Origin of the sequence: uncultured Arthrobacter sp., assembly GCF_964021775.1 — a bacterium.
Lineage (GTDB): Bacteria > Actinomycetota > Actinomycetes > Actinomycetales > Micrococcaceae > Arthrobacter.
This window is the reverse complement of sequence record NZ_CAXHZI010000036.1, coordinates 1-16,494: the sequence shown is the minus strand read 5'-3', so window position 1 is coordinate 16,494 and position 16,494 is coordinate 1. Positions and strand designations below refer to the sequence as shown.

The 16,494-nt window shown below is 67.3% G+C and carries 16 protein-coding genes and 2 tRNA genes; 11 read left to right on the top strand and 7 right to left on the bottom strand.

Features of this window, described 5'->3' with window-relative positions:
• Positions 1-104 precede the first annotated feature (104 nt).
• Complete coding sequence (tesB, locus tag ABIN76_RS17405) at positions 105-1,085, bottom strand: acyl-CoA thioesterase II (RefSeq protein ID WP_346960912.1); 981 nt, start codon at positions 1,083-1,085, stop codon at positions 105-107.
• A 63-nt stretch (positions 1,086-1,148) separates the two neighbouring features.
• On the opposite strand from tesB, the gene ABIN76_RS17400 reads away from it, so the two are divergent.
• Positions 1,149-1,808: a hypothetical protein gene (locus ABIN76_RS17400; protein ID WP_346960911.1), complete on the top strand. Its 660-nt coding sequence runs from the start codon at positions 1,149-1,151 to the stop codon at positions 1,806-1,808.
• 83 nt (positions 1,809-1,891) lie between these two features.
• Here the strand turns inward: ABIN76_RS17400 and ABIN76_RS17395 are convergent, their stop codons facing one another.
• The 3 genes from ABIN76_RS17395 to ABIN76_RS17385 all read right to left on the bottom strand — a co-directional run bounded on the left by ABIN76_RS17395 (position 1,892) and on the right by ABIN76_RS17385 (position 3,586).
• The gene (locus ABIN76_RS17395; protein ID WP_346960910.1) at positions 1,892-2,335 is read right to left on the bottom strand and encodes a GNAT family N-acetyltransferase; all 444 of its coding nucleotides are present in this window, start codon (positions 2,333-2,335) and stop codon (positions 1,892-1,894) included.
• Positions 2,336-2,469: 134 nt separating this feature from the next.
• Positions 2,470-2,928: a globin gene (locus ABIN76_RS17390; protein WP_346960909.1), complete on the bottom strand. Its 459-nt coding sequence runs from the start codon at positions 2,926-2,928 to the stop codon at positions 2,470-2,472.
• Position 2,929: 1 nt separating this feature from the next.
• A complete protein-coding gene (locus ABIN76_RS17385; protein ID WP_346960908.1) occupies positions 2,930-3,586 on the bottom strand; it encodes a mechanosensitive ion channel domain-containing protein in 657 nt (218 codons plus the stop codon).
• A gap of 88 nt (positions 3,587-3,674) precedes the next feature.
• On the opposite strand from ABIN76_RS17385, the gene ABIN76_RS17380 reads away from it, so the two are divergent.
• Positions 3,675-4,682, top strand: a complete 1,008-nt coding sequence (locus ABIN76_RS17380; protein ID WP_346960907.1) for an NAD-dependent epimerase/dehydratase family protein — start codon at positions 3,675-3,677, stop codon at positions 4,680-4,682.
• On the opposite strand, the gene ABIN76_RS17375 is transcribed toward ABIN76_RS17380, so the two are convergent.
• Both ABIN76_RS17375 and pepN read right to left on the bottom strand, forming a co-directional pair.
• Positions 4,670-5,182: an OsmC family protein gene (locus ABIN76_RS17375; RefSeq protein WP_346960906.1), complete on the bottom strand. Its 513-nt coding sequence runs from the start codon at positions 5,180-5,182 to the stop codon at positions 4,670-4,672. The two genes, ABIN76_RS17380 and ABIN76_RS17375, sit on opposite strands and share 13 nt — an antisense overlap.
• 90 nt (positions 5,183-5,272) lie before the next feature.
• Complete coding sequence (pepN, locus tag ABIN76_RS17370; protein ID WP_346960905.1) at positions 5,273-7,825, bottom strand: aminopeptidase N; 2,553 nt, start codon at positions 7,823-7,825, stop codon at positions 5,273-5,275.
• Between the two features lie 145 nt (positions 7,826-7,970).
• Here pepN and ABIN76_RS17365 point away from each other — a divergent pair, with 145 nt between their 5' ends.
• The 3 genes from ABIN76_RS17365 to ABIN76_RS17355 all read left to right on the top strand — a co-directional run bounded on the left by ABIN76_RS17365 (position 7,971) and on the right by ABIN76_RS17355 (position 10,468).
• Positions 7,971-8,972, top strand: a complete 1,002-nt coding sequence (locus ABIN76_RS17365; RefSeq protein WP_346960904.1) for a hypothetical protein — start codon at positions 7,971-7,973, stop codon at positions 8,970-8,972.
• A gap of 72 nt (positions 8,973-9,044) precedes the next feature.
• The gene (locus tag ABIN76_RS17360; RefSeq protein ID WP_346960903.1) at positions 9,045-9,539 is read left to right on the top strand and encodes a ribose-5-phosphate isomerase; all 495 of its coding nucleotides are present in this window, start codon (positions 9,045-9,047) and stop codon (positions 9,537-9,539) included.
• A complete protein-coding gene (locus ABIN76_RS17355; RefSeq protein WP_346960902.1) occupies positions 9,539-10,468 on the top strand; it encodes a DNA-formamidopyrimidine glycosylase family protein in 930 nt (309 codons plus the stop codon). The genes ABIN76_RS17360 and ABIN76_RS17355 overlap by 1 nt, the downstream gene beginning before the upstream one ends.
• A gap of 54 nt (positions 10,469-10,522) precedes the next feature.
• Here the strand turns inward: ABIN76_RS17355 and ABIN76_RS17350 are convergent.
• Positions 10,523-10,596: transfer RNA gene (locus ABIN76_RS17350), tRNA-Gly, on the bottom strand.
• Between the two features lie 131 nt (positions 10,597-10,727).
• Between ABIN76_RS17350 and ABIN76_RS17345 the strand changes: the two genes are divergently transcribed.
• The 6 genes from ABIN76_RS17345 to ABIN76_RS17320 all read left to right on the top strand — a co-directional run bounded on the left by ABIN76_RS17345 (position 10,728) and on the right by ABIN76_RS17320 (position 16,101).
• Positions 10,728-10,802, top strand: a tRNA-Pro gene (locus ABIN76_RS17345).
• A gap of 68 nt (positions 10,803-10,870) precedes the next feature.
• On the top strand, positions 10,871-12,283 hold the full coding sequence (tig, locus tag ABIN76_RS17340; RefSeq protein WP_346960901.1) for a trigger factor: 1,413 nt from the start codon (positions 10,871-10,873) through the stop codon (positions 12,281-12,283).
• Positions 12,284-12,529: 246 nt separating this feature from the next.
• Entirely contained in the window at positions 12,530-13,141 is a 612-nt protein-coding gene (locus tag ABIN76_RS17335; RefSeq protein WP_175321079.1) for an ATP-dependent Clp protease proteolytic subunit, read from the top strand.
• Between the two features lie 38 nt (positions 13,142-13,179).
• On the top strand, positions 13,180-13,839 hold the full coding sequence (locus ABIN76_RS17330) for an ATP-dependent Clp protease proteolytic subunit (protein WP_146338590.1): 660 nt from the start codon (positions 13,180-13,182) through the stop codon (positions 13,837-13,839).
• A 220-nt stretch (positions 13,840-14,059) separates the two neighbouring features.
• A complete protein-coding gene (gene clpX, locus ABIN76_RS17325) occupies positions 14,060-15,340 on the top strand; it encodes an ATP-dependent Clp protease ATP-binding subunit ClpX (RefSeq protein WP_346960900.1) in 1,281 nt (426 codons plus the stop codon).
• Positions 15,341-15,483: 143 nt separating this feature from the next.
• Positions 15,484-16,101, top strand: coding sequence for a DsbA family protein (locus tag ABIN76_RS17320; RefSeq protein ID WP_346960899.1), 618 nt, complete (start codon positions 15,484-15,486; stop codon positions 16,099-16,101).
• The last annotated feature ends 393 nt before the right edge of the window (positions 16,102-16,494 follow it).

Here is a 16,494-nt window from a genome sequence, read left to right as displayed (position 1 = left end):
GGTCGTTGCAACTCCCAAAAGTTCTGGGTGTTGCAACGACCGCTAGAAGCCAAGGCGGGGGAACCGGCCTTCTCCATATCATGGTCAGCGTCGCTCCGGCTTGGTCAGCCGCGGTCCGCCTTGCGCATCTGGTGTTGCAGGACCTTGGTCTGGACGGCGCCCTTGACCTTGTTTTTCAGGTCGGTCGGCACCCGGGTCATGCCCTCCTGGGCCACCGTGGCCACATGCCGGCCGTCCCGGCTGAAGATCTTGCCGGTCGCCAGGCCCCGGGCGCCCTGAGCGCTGGGGGATTCCTGGACGTAAAGCAGCCACTCATCCACCCGGACGGGCCGGTGCCACCACATGGCGTGGTCCAGGCTCGCGACGGACATTCCCGGGGTGATCCAGCTCATCCCGTGCCGGCGCAGGACAGACTCCAGCAGCGTGTAGTCGCTCGCGTAGGCCAGCGCCGCGCGGTGCATCTGCGGGTCGTCCGGCATTGGCCCGAACGTGCGCATCCAGACGGCGTTCCGGGCCTCCTTCGGGCCCTTGGCGGAGACATACAGGGCCGGATCCACGTGGCGGATGTCGAACGGCCGCTCGTAGGCCCAGTGCCGGGCCACCGGGTGGTCGTACTTGCCCAGCAGGTCGGCCGTGCTCGGCAGCGACTCCGGGTCCGGTATGCCCGCCGGCATTTCGGTCTGATGCTCGATTCCTTCGTCCTCATCCTGGAAGGACGCGATCATCGACAGGATGGGCATGCCCTCCTGATACGCGTGGACCCTGCGCGCTGAGAAGGACCGGCCGTCGCGGAGCCGCTGCACGCCGAAGGTGATGGGCTTGTTGGCGTCACCCGGGCGGAGGAAATAACCATGCATGGAGTGGACGCCGCGGCCCTCCGGGACGGTGCGGCTGCCGGCCACCAACGATTGCGCCAGCACCTGACCGCCAAAGACGCGCTGCCGCGGCTGTTTCTGCGAAGGACCCATAAAGATGTCCTCATCCGTCCGGGCCCCCTCCAGCTCGCCAAGGTTCAGGAGTTGGATGAGCGAGGAGGTGGGATCCTCGGTGGGCATCGCCTGCAATCCGGCTTCGGCTTCAGTCATGGTTTGACTCTAGACGTCACCCCGGCACGGCTCAAAAGAGGCACAGCCGGTAGAGTCAGGATTGTGTCAGACGTCCTAACCCAGCCCCTGCAGTTCACCGATCCCCGCGACCTCGCCGACCTGCGCACCTTCGCCACCCGGGCCCGGACCATAGACGACGGTGCCATCCGGCTGAGCGCCGCCGGGCCGGTCCTGGCCGCCTACGTCTGCGTACTCCGTCCCCGGCTGCTCGGGGAATCGACCCCGACGATCCTCGGCCTCCGGACCATGGAGCTGGCCGCGCCCGCGGAACTCGACGTGACCGTCCCGCTGTCTGCGGTGCTGGACCGGCTGGCGCGCGCCGGCGCAGACGACGTCGAGCTTCCGGTACCGCCTATGACCGTCACCGAGTCGTGGGCCGGCGTCGGCGCCCCCCGCAGCGGCTGGCAGCTGCTCGGCGCCCTGCCGGACGAGGTCCTGCGACAGGGCGCCGAGGCCGGCATCACGGAGATCGCCGCCATCATTCCGGACAAGCCCGGCGCGCTGATCGTCAACAATGCCCGGGCCACGGTCTGGGGCCGTCCGCTGCCCGACGCCGGCGGGCTGCCCGCGGGGGCGGCCTTCGCCGCGCTGACGCTGGGCTTCCTGGCCGACGGCGAACAAAGCCTCTTCCGTGCGGGCCGGTGGTTCCGGCTCAGTGGCCCCCGTGGCCACGTCCTGGTCCGGGCCGGCTCGGGACTCTAGGCTCCGGCACCGTCCCGCGCGCGGACTTGCTTATCCGGACGCCATTCACGGCCCGGCCGGCCGGGCCGCATCCTGCGCCGGGTTCAGAACCGGAGAACGTTTAGTTCGACGGCGGGCTCAAAACCCAGCCGGGCATAGAAGCTACGCGACGCGGGGGAGGGCGATAGCACCAACCGCGCCGCCTTGATGCCCCGCGAGAACGCGATCGCCTCCTGCACCAACTGCGCTCCGATGCCGGCATTGCGGAACTCCGGCAGCACATAGACGTTGCCCAGATAGACCCAGTGGGAGGGTTCCTTGCCGGGTTTGGGCATCCGCTCAAAGACCAGGAGGTTGAGCATCCCGACCAGTTCGCCGTCCCGCTCGGCGACAATGAATTTTCGAGGGTTGGCGTCCCGCCAGTTGCTGTAGACGGCTTCGAAGTCCGGGTCGACGCCGGCCCCAGGCTCCTGTTCCGCGGCCCACGCCGCCCTCAGCGCTGCCACGGCAGACCGGTCCTCAGTGATTTCGTCACGGATTATCAGCATGGGCTCACCCTACCGACCGTGACGACGGTCTCGTCTTAAAACACTTGTCGCCCGGATACCCGGCTAGGTATTATTGAGGCAGAAAGACCCCGGAGGCATTCCCCCAAGTGCCTCCGGGGTCTTTCCATATCGTTTTAGGCCCCGGAGGGGCTGTTGACCATCGAGAGGGCGGCCCGTTCCATGTAGTCCCAGAGGGTTCCCTCGTAGAGCGGCGGCAGCTCGAGGGCGTCGACGGCGGTGCGCATGTGGTGCAGCCAGGCGTCCTTCGCCTCCGGGGTGACACGGAACGGCTGGTGCCGCATCCTCAGCCGAGGGTGGCCGCGCTCCTCGCCGTAAGTGGTGGGCCCGCCCCAGTACTGCTCCAGGAACATCAGGAAGCGCCGCTTGGCCGGACCGAGGTCTTCCTCCGGGTACATCGGGCGCAGCAGCGGGTCCGTCGCGACGCCGTCGTAAAACACATCGATCAGCTTCACGAACGTTTCGTGGCCGCCTACGGCGTCATAGAAGTTGTCCGTATAGCCGGGCCGGCTGAAGGGATCGTTCTGCATCAGCAGCTTGGGCTGGCGGGGCTCGCCGGCGCTGGGGAGGGTCATCTTATTCTCCGGCCTGTTGCTGGGTTGCGGGGGTCTCGTCCGCCGTCGAACCGTCCGGCGCCACATAGCTGCCCTGCGAGCGGTTGCCCACCCGCAGGATCTCGCCGTTGCGCAGGTACCAGACGGTGCCGTCCTCGGCCCGGACCCGGGTGATACGCAGGCCCATGGACTCGACCGTGCCCACAACTTCCGACGTTTCGATGACGTCGCCGATCCCGTACTGGTCCTCGATGGTGATGAAGATGCCGGCCAGGAAGTCGCGGATCAGCTGCTGGGCGCCGAAACCGATGGCGACGCCGAGGATGCCGACGCTGGTCAGCAGCGGGGCGATGTTGACGTTGAGGTTCTGCAGGACGTACATCACCGTGATCACCACGACCAGCACGCTCACCACACTGTTGAGCAGGGACCCGATCGTGTTGGCCCGCTGCTCGCGCCGCTGGTGGTCCAGCGCCCGCAGCGCCGGGGCCACCCAGCGGAAATGCGGCTTCTTGAAGAACGTGGTGCCGGCGGCGACGCGCTTGGTGATACCTGCGATCACAAACGACGCCACCAGCCACGTGGCGACGCCAACGCCGATGCTGATCAGGACCCCCGGCAGGTTGACGGCCGAGATGTCCGGCGGCGTGATGGGCTCAGCGGTGATAAGGCGGTACATCGGCGGGGTTTGCTCCTTCGGGGCGCCCGCGTTCGCCGGGCGCATAACACTCTGTTCAGTTTCAACATTAGCGCCGTAGCGTTGCGCCATGCGCATCCTGGTCCTTGGAGGCACCGCCTTCCTGTCAGCAGAAATCACCCGGCAGGCGCTCGCCGCCGGGCACGAGGTCACGTGCCTGGCCCGCGGGACCCGTTCGGCCCCGCCCGAGGGTGCCACCTGGCTGCAGGCGGACCGGGCGCAAGGCCGCGTTGCCTACGCCGCCGCGGCCAGCGCGGGGGAGTGGGACGCCGTCGTCGACGTCGCCCGGCGCCCGGGGCAGGCGCGGGAGGCGCTGGAAGCGCTGGCCGGAACTGCCCGGCACTGGACCTTCGTCTCAAGCTGTTCGGTCTACGCGGACCATTCTGTCCCCGGCGCGGCCGAGGACGCCGCGGTGCTGGCCCCGCTGGCGGTGGACCTGGAGCCGACCCCGGAACGCTACGGCGAGGCGAAGTCGGCCATTGAACGCTCGACGGCGGAACTCGCCGGGGACAAGGCGCACCTGTGCCGCGCCGGGCTGATCGGCGGGCCGGGCGACGAATCGGACCGTTACGGCTACTGGCCGGCCCGCTTCGCCCGGGACCCGGGTCCGGCACTGGCCCCGGACATCCCGGCGGACAGCACCCAGGTCATCGATGTGCGGGACCTTGCAGCGTGGGTGCTGCGGGCGGCGGAAGCCGGGGTCACCGGGGCGCTGAACGCCGTGGGCGACCCGGTGCCGTTCGCCGTGTACCTCGACGCCGCGCGGCAGATCGCCCGGGGAAGCGCCGAGGTGGTGGCGGCCCCGGCCGACTGGCTCGCCGCCCGCGGGGTGAACTACTGGGCAGGCCCGGACTCGCTGCCGCTCTGGCTGCCGCCCGGCCATGACGGCTTCGCGGCCCGCAGCAACGCGGCGGCGCTGGCCGCCGGGATGACGCTGCGGCCGTGGACCGAGACGATGCAAGACACCCTGGCCGACGAACACCGCCGCGGACTCGGCCGGGACCGGAAGGCGGGCCTCAGCCCGGACACCGAACGCCGGCTGCTGCGTGAGTTCCGGGCCGGCGTTCAGCCCGCCTGAGTGTCCGCGTCTGGAATGCCGGCAGCGGGGTCCACGGCCGCCGAGGGCTCGTGCCGCACCGGAAAGTTGACGCTCCGGGCAATGAAGCAAACCGCGTTGGCCCCGCGGTGCAGCTCCTCCAACAACTCTTCGGCCGCCGGCGCCGCCGTCGTGACCCGGGGCCTGAGCGTGACCGATTCGAACTGGCCGCTGCCGTCCCGGTTGGTCCGCATCACACCCTCGGCGCGGTCCTCATACCCGGTCACCACCACGCCGTGCTTCACGGCGACGTGCAAAAAGGACAGCATGTGGCACTGCGAGAGCGCGGCCAGCAGCAGCTGCTCCGGGTTGTACCGTTCCCGGTCGCCGTGGAACGTGGGGTCAGCGGAGCCCTTCAGGACCGGCAGCCCGGGGATCTCGACGTCGTGGTCGCGGGAGTAGCCGCGGTAGGAGGAGGTCCCCTCGCCCAGGTTCCCGGTCCAGCGGACGGTCAGCGCGTAGTGGTGCTCGTCGAGGCTCATGCCGCCAGTCTAGCGGCGCGGAAACGCCAGGACCCCGGCGCCGCCAAGCGGTGCCGGGGTCCTGAACTGCGGGGCTGACCTCTGCCCGGCCTAAACGTCCGCGGCGCGGGCGCGCAGGGCGCGGGCGACGCCGTCGCGGTTTTCCAGCATCATCCGGCGCAGCGCCGCGCTGTCCTCCGGCAGCGCCGCCAGGAACGCGTCCGTGCGGTCCACCGTGGCCTGCGTGGTCAGCTGCGCGGGGTAGAGCCCGACGACGATCTGCTGGGCCAGCGCGTGCGTGCGGTCCTTGACGATGCCCGGGACGGCCGCGAAGTACTTTTCGGCGTAGGGCTCCAGCAAGGACGTGTCCAGCACCCGGGTGAAGCCGGCAACCGCCGATCCCTGCAGGGCGTTGGACAGTTCGCCCTTGACCACGATCGACTCCCAGGCCGCGCCCTTGGCCTCGGCGGTGGGGACGGCTGCCTTGGCCAGGGCCGCCGCGTTCTGGCCGGTGGCGGTGTTGTCGTGCTCCAGCTCGGCGTCGATCTGCTCCTGCCCGGCCCGGCCGCCGACTACGAGGGACGCGATCAGCTCCCAGCGCAGGTCCTGGTCCACGGTGAGGCCGGGCAGCTCCAGGGAGCCGTCCAGCAGGGCGGCGACGGTGTCCAGCTGCCCGGCGCTGCGGGCCAGCAGCGCGTAGGACTTCACGAACTGCAGCTGTGCGTCGGAGCCGGCCGGGACGCGGGCGGCGAGCTCCCAGAGCCGGTCGGCCGCGGCGGTCGCGGTGGCGTCCTTGTGCTCCGCGGCCACGTAGAAGTTCAGCGTGGTGGCGAGCTGGCGGAGCTGGACCAGGATCACGGAGGAATCGGATTCCTCGGCGATGTTGGCGAGGATCAGTTCCACGTAGCCGCGGGCCGGGGTTTCGCCGTCGCGCGCCGCGTCCCAGGCCGAGCCCCAGACCAGGGTGCGGGGCAGGCTCTGGCCGAAGTCCTTCAGGTGCGCCGTGGCGGTGGCAAGGGACTTCGGGTCAAGCCGGACCTTGGCGTAGGCGAGGTCGTCGTCGTTGAGCAGGATCAGGTCCGGCTGCGCCAGGCCCGCCAGGGCGGGAACCTCGGTGCGCTCGCCGTCGACGTCGAGCTCCTCGCGGTGCACACGCTCCAGCTTCCCGGCGCCGTCCAGGTTGTAGAAGCCGACGGCGAGCCGGTGCGGGCGGATGGTCGGCTGCGCCTCGGTGGCGGACTGCAGGATGGCGAACGAGGAAATGTTCCCGTCATCGCCGACGGACAGCTCCGGCTTGAGCGTGTTCACGCCGGCGGTCTCCAGCCAGAGCCGGCCCCAATGGTCCAGGTCGCGGCCGCTGGCCTTTTCCAGCTCGACCATCAGGTCGCTGAGCTCGGTGTTCTGCCAGGAGTGCTTGCGGAAGTACTCGCGGACGCCGGCCATGAACTCCTCCGGGCCCACCCAGGCCACCAGCTGCCGCAGCACCGAGGCGCCTTTGGCGTAGGTGATGCCGTCGAAGTTCACCTCGACATCCTGCAGGTCGTTGATCTCGGCGAAGATCGGGTGCGTCGTGGGCAGCTGGTCCTGCCGGTAGGCCCAGGACTTCTCCACCGAGGCGAAGGTGGTCCAGGCATGGTCGAATTTCGTGTTCTCGACGGCGGCGAGGTGGGACATGTACTCGGCGAAGGACTCGTTGAGCCAGAGGTCGTTCCACCAGCGCATGGTCACGAGGTCGCCGAACCACATGTGGGCCAGCTCGTGCAGCACGGTGATGGCGCGGCGTTCCACCTGGGCATCGGTGACCTTGCTGCGGAAGACGTAGCCCTCCAGGATGGTCACCGCGCCGGCGTTCTCCATGGCCCCGGCGTTGAACTCCGGCACGAAGAGCTGGTCGTACTTCTCGAACGGGTAGGGGCAGCCGAACTGCGCCTCGAAGAACTCGAAGCCCTGGCGGGTGAGGTCGAAGATGTTGTCCGCGTCGAGGTACTGCATCAGCGACTTGCGGGCAAAAACGCCCAGCGGAGTGACTTTACCGTCCGCGGACTTCACCTCGCTGCGGACCGACTGGTACGGACCGGCGATCAGGGCGGTGACGTAGGAGGAGAGCCGCGGGGTGGGGGCGAACTCCCAGACCGAGCGGGCGCCGCCGTCCTCGCCGGGAATGCTTTCCACCGGCACCGGGGTGGGGGAGTTGGAGACGACATCCCAGTGCGAGGGCGCGGTCACGGTGAAGCTGAAGCTGGCCTTGAGGTCGGGCTGCTCGAAGACGGCGAACATGCGCCGGGAATCGGGAACCTCGAACTGGGTGTACAGGTAGACCTCGTTGTCCACCGGGTCCACGAAGCGGTGCAGGCCCTCGCCGGTGTTCATGTAGGGCGCGTCCGCGACCACCAGCAGCTCGTTGTCCGCGGCCAGGTCCGGCAGCTGGATCCGGATGCCGTCGGAGACCTCCGCCGGGTCCAGCTCGCGGCCGTTGAGCGTGACGCTGTGCACCGTGTGGGTCACGGCGTCGATGAAGGTCGAGGACCCCGGCTTGGCCGTGAACTTCACAGCGGTGGTGGAGCCGAAGACCTTCTCGCCCCGGGTCAGGTCGAGGCTGACTTCGTAGGAGTCGACGGCGATCAGTTCGGCGCGCTCGCGGGCTTCGGCGCGCGTGAGGTTCATACCGGGCAAGAGGTGCCTCCAGGAGTGGTGGGAACGGTGGAAACGATACTGTGAAATTATTCTTTCACGTTGCGGTGGCTTGGCAAGTTGTGCACGTCACAGCGGGCCCGCTCCAGGCGCCTCCGGCAGGGGTAGCGTTGGGGTTATGGGAAAGATCCGGGATTCCGTTGACGTCAGGGCCCTGCGCTTCGCCGTAGGCTTCCCGCTGATGCTGGCCGCCGCCTTCGTGGCCTGCGCGCTGCTGATCCGCGCGGACCTGCCCGATCCGCTGGCCGTGCGCTGGACCGACGCCGGCGCCGCTGACTTTGCGCCCTTCGGGGCTGTGGTGGGGGTTGGCGCGGTCCTGATTGTGCTGGTCGGCTGGGCGGTCCTGCTCCAGGCGGCGCCGCTCTCGCGGCCGGCCATGATGCGCCGGTTCATGATGGGCGCCGGGCTGGCCGTGAGCCTATTCGTCACCACCGTCCTCGCCGCTGTGCTGGTGGGCCAGCTCGGCCTGGCCGACGCCCGGGAATCCCGCGTGGACGTGGCCGTCCTGGCCATGGGCAGCGGAGCGGCGCTGGGGCTCGGGGTAGTGATGGGATTCGTGTTCAAGGCGGACGAGCGGTGGTCCTCCGACGACGAACGGGCCGTGCAGGCGGCGCTCGAACGGGAACTGGACCCCGATCTGGCCGGCGATTCGGTCAGCCTCTGGGTCCACGCCCGCAGCTCGGTCTTTGTCATGTTGGGGATTGCAACGCTGTTTCCCGCGGCCCTGCTCACCGTCGCCGTGCCGTGGCTGGCCGCGCTCCTGGTGGCGGTCGCGCTGCTGGCCGCCGTGTTTCTGTTCGCCCGCATCCGGGTGGACCGCAGCGGCCTGCGGGTATTTGCCGCCGGGTTCGTCCGGGTCATGGATGTCCCGGCCGCCGCGATTGACTCGGCGACGCCGAAAGAGGTCAAGGCCGCCGACTACGGTGGTTGGGGCTACCGCAGCCACGGCAGCACAACGGCGATGCTGGTCAGCAGCGGCCCGGCCGTCGTCGTCGACCGTTCCGACGGCCGCCGGCTGGCGGTAAGCGGCGGCAGCGCCACGACGGCGGACAATGTGGCGCAGGTGCTGTCCCGCGTGGCGGCCCGGGCGCGCCGCAACGGCGGGGCGCCGGCGGCCTAGCCCTAGTAGGCTGGGGAGAGCCCTGATCAGCAGCGCCGAGAGTCCGCCGGCGCCCCAAAGAACGGATACGCCGTGACCACTGCCCCGGATTTCCCGCGCGTTCACATCGCCACCGACCACGCCGGCATGGAACTCAGCGCCCACCTGGTGGGCCACCTCAGCGCGAAGGGCTACGACGTGGTGGACCATGGCCCCAAGGTCTACGACGCGCTGGATGACTACCCCTCCTTCTGCATCAACGCGGCCCGCGCCGTGGTGGCGGACCAGAAGGCCGGCACCCCCGCGCTCGGCATCGTCCTGGGCGGCTCCGGCAACGGCGAGCAGATCGCGGCCAACAAGGTCAAGGGGGTGCGCGCAGCCCTGGCCTGGAACCTGTCCACCGCCAAACTGGCCCGGGAGCACAACGACGCCAACGTGGTGGCGGTCGGCGGGCGCCAGCACAGCGTCGATGAGGCCACCGCGATCATTGAGGCCTTCCTCACCGAGCCCTTCAGCAACGACGAGCGGCACATCCGCCGGATCGGCAAGATCGCCACCTACGAGGCCACCGGCGAGGTCGTCGAGTAGTGCCGGAAGGGCATTCGGTCCACCGGCTGGCCCGCCAGTTCGCCGACGTCTTCGCGGGGGAGCGGCTCGCCGTGTCCAGCCCGCAGGGACGTTTCGCACCGGGCGCGGCGCTGCTGGACGGCCACGTCCTCACCGGCTCCGTGGCGCACGGGAAGCACCTGTTCCTCGGCTTCGAGCATGGACTGGTCCTGCATGTGCACCTGGGGCTGTACGGTGCGTGGGACTTCGGCGGGGACGCGGATTTCCGCGGGGCCTCCAGCATCGGCGCGCCCCGCAAGATCGGGGAGCGGGAAGTCCACAGCGACGGCCCGGACCCCGTGTACGCGGGTCCGCCCGCCCCGGTCGGTGCCGTTCGGGTGCGGCTGGCCAGTGGCCACGGCTGGGCCGACCTGCGCGGCGCGACCACTTGCGAGACACTGACCGGAGTCGAGGTCGACGCGGTGATGGCCCGGTTGGGGCCGGACCCGTTGCGCAACCTCCCCGGTGACCGGGACACCTTCATTGCCGCGCTGGCGAAAAAGCGCACCCCGCTGGCCACGCTGCTGATGGACCAGAAGGTGATTGCCGGCGTCGGGAACGTCTACCGGGCCGAACTGCTGTTCCGGCAGCGGCTGGACCCCTGGCTGCCGGGAACGTCACTGCCGGTGGAGGCCGCCGGCCAGCTCTGGGACGACACCGTTGCGATGATGTCCGACGGCGTCCGCGACGGCCGGATCATCACCACGCCCCCGCGCTACTGGACCGGGCCCGACGGCGGGGATGGGCACGGTGACGGGGAGGGGCACGGCGGCAAGCTGCCGGCCCCGGAGGAGGCGCACTTCGTCTACCGGCGCCAGGGCCTGGACTGCCGCGACTGCGGCACGGCCGTGGCACTGACGGAACACGCCGCCCGCAAGCTTTACTGGTGCCCGGCCTGCCAAGGCTCCTGATGGATGGGCACGAAAAAAGCCCCTCCGGAGAGGGGCCCTGGCTTCGTCATATTCTGGAGGGGACGACGGGAATCGAACCCGCGTAATCAGTTTGGAAGACTGAGGCTTTACCATTAAGCTACGTCCCCGGGAATTTGCTGGAACTTCAGCAAAACTTCCGGGCGGCTGTTGAAGCCGGATACAACTAAACCCAATTCAGGCCCCCAGTGTCAAATGTGCAAATCAGCACAGTATGACCGTAGACTGTTCTGTGCACTTACGGGGTGTAGCTCAGCTTGGCTAGAGCGCCTGCTTTGGGAGCAGGAAGTCGCAGGTTCAAATCCTGTCACCCCGACTCTGCAGCAACTGCCAGATAAGTGGCGTTGCAGAACCCCATCCCCCAAAACCAGGAGTACTTAGACTGTGAAGAGCGCTGTCGAGAACCTCACCCCCACGCGGGTAAAGCTCAATGTTGAGGTCCCCTTTGAGGAATTGAAGCCCAGCATCGCAGAGGCATACAAGACTGTTGCTTCGCAGATCCAGGTTCCCGGGTTCCGCAAGGGCAAAGTCCCCTCCAAGCTCATTGACCAGCGCGTCGGCCGCGGCTACGTCCTGGAAACGGCCATTAACGAAGGCCTCAACGGCTGGTACCAGGCCGCCGTGCAGGAAACCGGCATCCGCCCGCTGAGCCGTCCCGAGGTTGAAATCACCGAGGTCCCGGACCCGTCCGCCACCAACGGCGAACTGAAGTTCCACGCCGAGGTCGACATCCGCCCCGAGATCGAGCTCCCGGACTACTCCGGCATCAAGGTTGAGGTTGCCGCTGCCGAGTCCTCCGACGCCGACGTCGACAAGGCCCTCGACGAGCTCCGCGGCCGCTTCGGCACGCTCAAGTCCGTGGACCGCCCCGCCGCCGACGGTGACTTCCTCACCATCGACATCACCGCCACGATCGACGGCGCCGAGGTTGACTCCGCGTCCGGCCTGTCCTACCAGGTAGGCGCCGGCACCATGCTCGAAGGCCTGGACGAAGCCGTCACCGGCCTCAGCGCCGACGAGGACGCCATCTTCGACACCACCCTCGTGGGCGGCGACCACGCCGGCGAATCCGCGCAGGTCAAGGTTGTTGTCAAGGCCGTCAAGGAGCGCGAGCTCCCCGAGGCCAACGACGACTTCGCCCAGCTGGCCTCCGAGTTCGACACCCTGGCCGAGCTCCGCGAGGACCTCGCCAAGCAGGCCGCCGACTCCAAGACCGTCGAGCAGGGCGTCGAGGCCCGCGACAAGGTGCTGGACAAGCTCGTCGAGCTCGTTGAGGTTCCGGTTCCGGAATCCGTCGTCGAAGAGCAGCTTGAGCAGCACTTCAGCGCCGAGAACTCCCACGGTGAAGGCGAGCACGACACCGAGGAGCACCGCGCCGAGGTCAAGGCCAACACCGAACGGGCCTTCCAGAACGAGATCATCCTTGACGCCATCGCCGAAAAGGAAGAAGTCAACGTCACTCAGAACGAGCTGATCGACTACATCGTGACCACCGCCAGCCAGTACGGCATGGACCCGAACCAGTTCGCGCAGATCATCGATCAGAGCGGCCAGGTCCCCATGATGGTTTCCGAGGTCCGCCGCCGCAAGGCACTCGCCGTGGTCCTTGGCCAGGCCGAGGTCACCGACACTGAGGGCAACAAGATTGACCTCAGCGACTTCGTCCGCCCCGGCGGTGAAGAGGCTTCCTTCGAAGCCGAGTCCGCCGAGGCTTCCGAGGAAGCAGCCGAGCTGTCCGACGACGCGGCAGCCACCGAAGCGCCGAAGAACGACGACCCCGCGGCCGTGAAGTTCTAGCACCCGCGGTCCCCGCAGTTCCTGCCCGCACCCCCGGATCACCGATCCGGGGGTGCGGCTTTTTAAGCCTGCGATGAACGCCCCGAGGCAAACGTGCGCCGTCAGCGAACAGCCCTGTGCCTGAGCACAAAGGAGCCGGGAAAACCGTTAGTGTCCATGTAGGAAAGTTCAGTGATGCCGTCCAGTGGCGTCACCGTCGCCAGCGAGAGGTAAGTACATATGTCACAGCAAGCAGGGGCACCCCGGATGGCTACCGTCGATCCGGCAGCCCAGGATAACTACATTTACAACCGCCTGCTGAAAGAGCGCATCATCTGGCTCGGCTCCGAGGTCCGTGACGAGAACGCCAACGCGATCTGCTCGCAGCTGCTGCTGCTCTCGGCCGAGAACCCCGAGAAGGACATCTACCTCTACATCAACTCGCCCGGCGGCTCCGTCACCGCCGGCATGGCCATCTACGACACGATGCAGTTCATCCCGAACGACGTCGTCACCGTGGCCACCGGGCTGGCCGCCTCGATGGGCCAGTTCCTGCTCTCATCCGGCACCAAGGGCAAGCGCTACGCCACCCCGAACGCCCGCATCCTGATGCACCAGCCCTCCGGCGGCATCGGCGGCACCGCCTCGGACATCAAGATCCAGGCCGAGCTGATCCTGCACATGAAGAAGGTCATGGCCGAACTGACGGCCGAACAGACCGGACAGACCGTGGAGACCATCCTCAAGGACAACGACCGCGACAAGTGGTTCACGGCGCCCGAAGCCCTGGAATACGGCTTCTTCGACAAGATCGCGGCGCACGCCGGGTCCGTGGCAGGCGGCGGCGGGACCAACGCCGACGCCGGCACCGAAAACTAACCGGCACGCAGACAGAACCGACTTCAGGAGCAAAGAACATGAACTACAACTTCGGATCGACTGCCGGTAACCTGCCGAGCAGCCGCTACGTGCTGCCGCAGTTTGAAGAGCGCACCCCCTACGGCTTCAAGCGCCAGGACCCTTACACCAAGCTGTTCGAGGACCGCATCATCTTCCTGGGCGTCCAGGTCGACGACGCCTCCGCCGACGACGTGATGGCCCAGCTGCTGGTGCTCGAGTCCACCGACCCGGACCGGGACATCACGCTCTACATCAACTCCCCGGGCGGTTCCTTCACTGCCATGACGGCGATCTACGACACGATGCAGTACATCCGCCCGGAGATCCAGACGGTCTGCCTCGGCCAGGCCGCCAGCGCGGCCGCCGTACTGCTCGCCGCCGGTACCCCGGGCAAGCGCCTGGCCCTGCCGAACGCACGCGTCCTGATCCACCAGCCCGCCCTTTCCGGCGGCCAGGGTGGGCAGGCCTCCGACCTGGAGATCCAGGCCGCCGAGGTCATGCGGATGCGCTCCTGGCTTGAGGACACGCTGGCCAAGCACTCCGGCCGCACCTCGGAGCAGGTCAACAACGACATCGAACGCGACAAGATCCTCACGGCCGCCGAGGCCATGAGCTACGGCCTGATCGACCAGGTGCTTGACTCCCGCAAGATCAAGCCGCAGGCGATCACGAAGTAACGACCGGGCAGTGTGATCCACGGTTAGAACACGACGTCGGTGCGGCTCAGCGGAAATGGGCCGCACCGGCGTCTTCTTTCCACCCATCAGGCCTAAAGTGACCTAGAGTGGAAGTTGTCACGGCTTACCTCCCGCGAGGGACGTCCATGATTCCAGTAACGGGTGCAGCGCTGCACAGGAGCACGACCCAGCCGGCAGCAAGATAATAAGGGGTTCACATATGGCTCGGATTGGCGAGAGCACCGATCTGCTGAAGTGTTCTTTCTGCGGAAAGAGCCAGAAGCAGGTCCGCAAGCTCATTGCCGGGCCCGGCGTCTACATCTGCGACGAGTGCATTGAACTCTGCAACGAGATCATTGAAGAAGAACTCGCCGAAGTAGCTGACCTGGGTAGCTTCGAGCTACCCAAGCCCCGCGAAATCTTCGACTTCCTGCAGGAATACGTGATCGGCCAGGAGCCCGCCAAGCGGTCCCTCGCCGTCGCCGTCTACAACCACTACAAGCGGATCCAGGCCGGTCACGCCCCCAAGAGCGGCACGCTGGCCGAGGGCGGCCATCACGACGACGTCGAGATCGCCAAGTCCAACATCCTGCTGATCGGCCCCACCGGCTGCGGCAAGACCTACCTGGCGCAGACCCTCGCCCGGCGCCTCAACGTCCCGTTCGCCGTCGCGGACGCCACCGCCCTGACCGAAGCCGGCTATGTTGGCGAGGACGTCGAGAACATCCTGCTCAAGCTGATCCAGGCCGCGGACTACGACGTCAAGAAGGCCGAACAGGGAATCATCTACATCGACGAGATCGACAAGATTTCCCGCAAGAGCGAAAACCCCTCCATCACCCGGGATGTTTCGGGCGAAGGCGTGCAGCAGGCACTGCTGAAGATCCTCGAAGGCACGGTCGCCTCGGTCCCGCCGCAGGGCGGACGCAAGCACCCGCACCAGGAATTCATCCAGATCGACACCACCAATGTCCTCTTCATTGTCGCCGGCGCCTTCGCCGGCCTGGAGGAGATCATCGGTTCACGCTCCGGCCGCAAGGGCATCGGCTTCGGCGCCCCGCTGAACGAGGTCAAGAACAACGCTGATTCCTACGGCGAGGTCATGCCCGAAGACCTGCTGAAGTTCGGCCTCATCCCCGAATTCATCGGCCGGCTCCCGGTCATCACCACCGTGTCCAACCTGGACCGGCCGGCGCTGATCCAGATCCTGTCCACGCCCAAGAACGCGCTGGTCAAGCAGTACCAGAAGATGTTCCAGCTCGACGGCGTTGAGCTGGTCTTCGAGGACGAAGCCCTGGACCTGATCGCTGACCAGGCCCTCGAACGCGGCACCGGCGCCCGCGGCCTCCGCGCCATCATGGAGGAAGTCCTGCTGCCGGTGATGTTCGACCTGCCGAGCCGCGACGACGTTGCCAGCGTGGTCATCACCGAGGACGTCGTCGCCAAGAAGGCGGCGCCCACCATGATCGCCCACGACGTGAAACGGCGTAAGTCCGCCTGATCCGGGCAGAGCCCACGCGCGGAACAGCCGGAATAAATCCGCCGGGCACGTCGCTGTGCGTAAATGATGCCCCGTGCCTGCCGTGGCCATAGCCGCCGGAAAGCCGCGTGGCAACTCCCCGAATACGCCTAAAGGAGAACCCTGTGCCCGAAACGACGACGAATAAAGCAGACTTCTGGTTCGACCCCATGTGCCCCTTCGCCTGGGTGACCTCGCGCTGGATCTCCGAGGTGGAAAACGTCCGGGACATCAAGACCGAATGGCACGTGATGAGCCTGGCGGTCCTGAACGAGGGACGCGACGAGCTCCCGGCCGACTACAAGGATTTCCTGGTCAAGGCCTGGGCGCCCGTCCGGGTGATCGTGGCCGCCGCCGAGAAGCACGGTGCCGAGTACATCAAGCCGCTCTACGATGCCATGGGCACCAAGATCCACAATGAAGACAACAAGGACATCGACGAGGTCATTGCCAAGTCGCTGGCCGAGGTGGGCCTGCCGGCAGAGCTCGCGGCCGCCGGCCAGGGCGATGAGTTCGACGCCCAGCTGCGCTCCAGCCACGACGCCGGCATCTCGCTGGTCGGCCAGGACGTCGGAACCCCGGTGGTGGCCTTCAACGGCACCGCGTTCTTCGGCCCCGTCCTTACCCGCATTCCCCGCGGCGAAGACGCCGGGAAGCTGTGGGATGCCAGCGTCGCCCTCGCCTCTTTCCCGTACTTCTTCGAACTCAAGCGCAGCCGCACCGAGAGCCCCGTTTTCAACTAGGCCCCGGTCCCGGCCGGACCCGCCAAGGGCCCCGGATGAACTACTGCCGTGTAGTTCATCCGGGGCCCTTGTGCATCCGGGACAGCGGGAGAACAATGGTTCTTACCCACTTCGAAAGAAGCGGGACGCAGGAACCAAAGATTCAGTGACACTCATCCGACGCAGCCTTCGGCAAAGTCAGATGATGGCTACCAGTGACGAGGTAGGAAGACCTGAAATTCCAAGGATCCCGCCAGATTACCTAAGACGTCACGTGGTAATCGAAAAGTCGAAGCCCCACCAACCGCAAAAAGCTGATGGGGCTTCCCCTTTGCCCAAAAAAGCTGCAGCCCAAAAGGCGGGTTATAGGACAAAACGTGTGTAAATGCCGGGCGTGTCAGGGGCGTCCTGCCC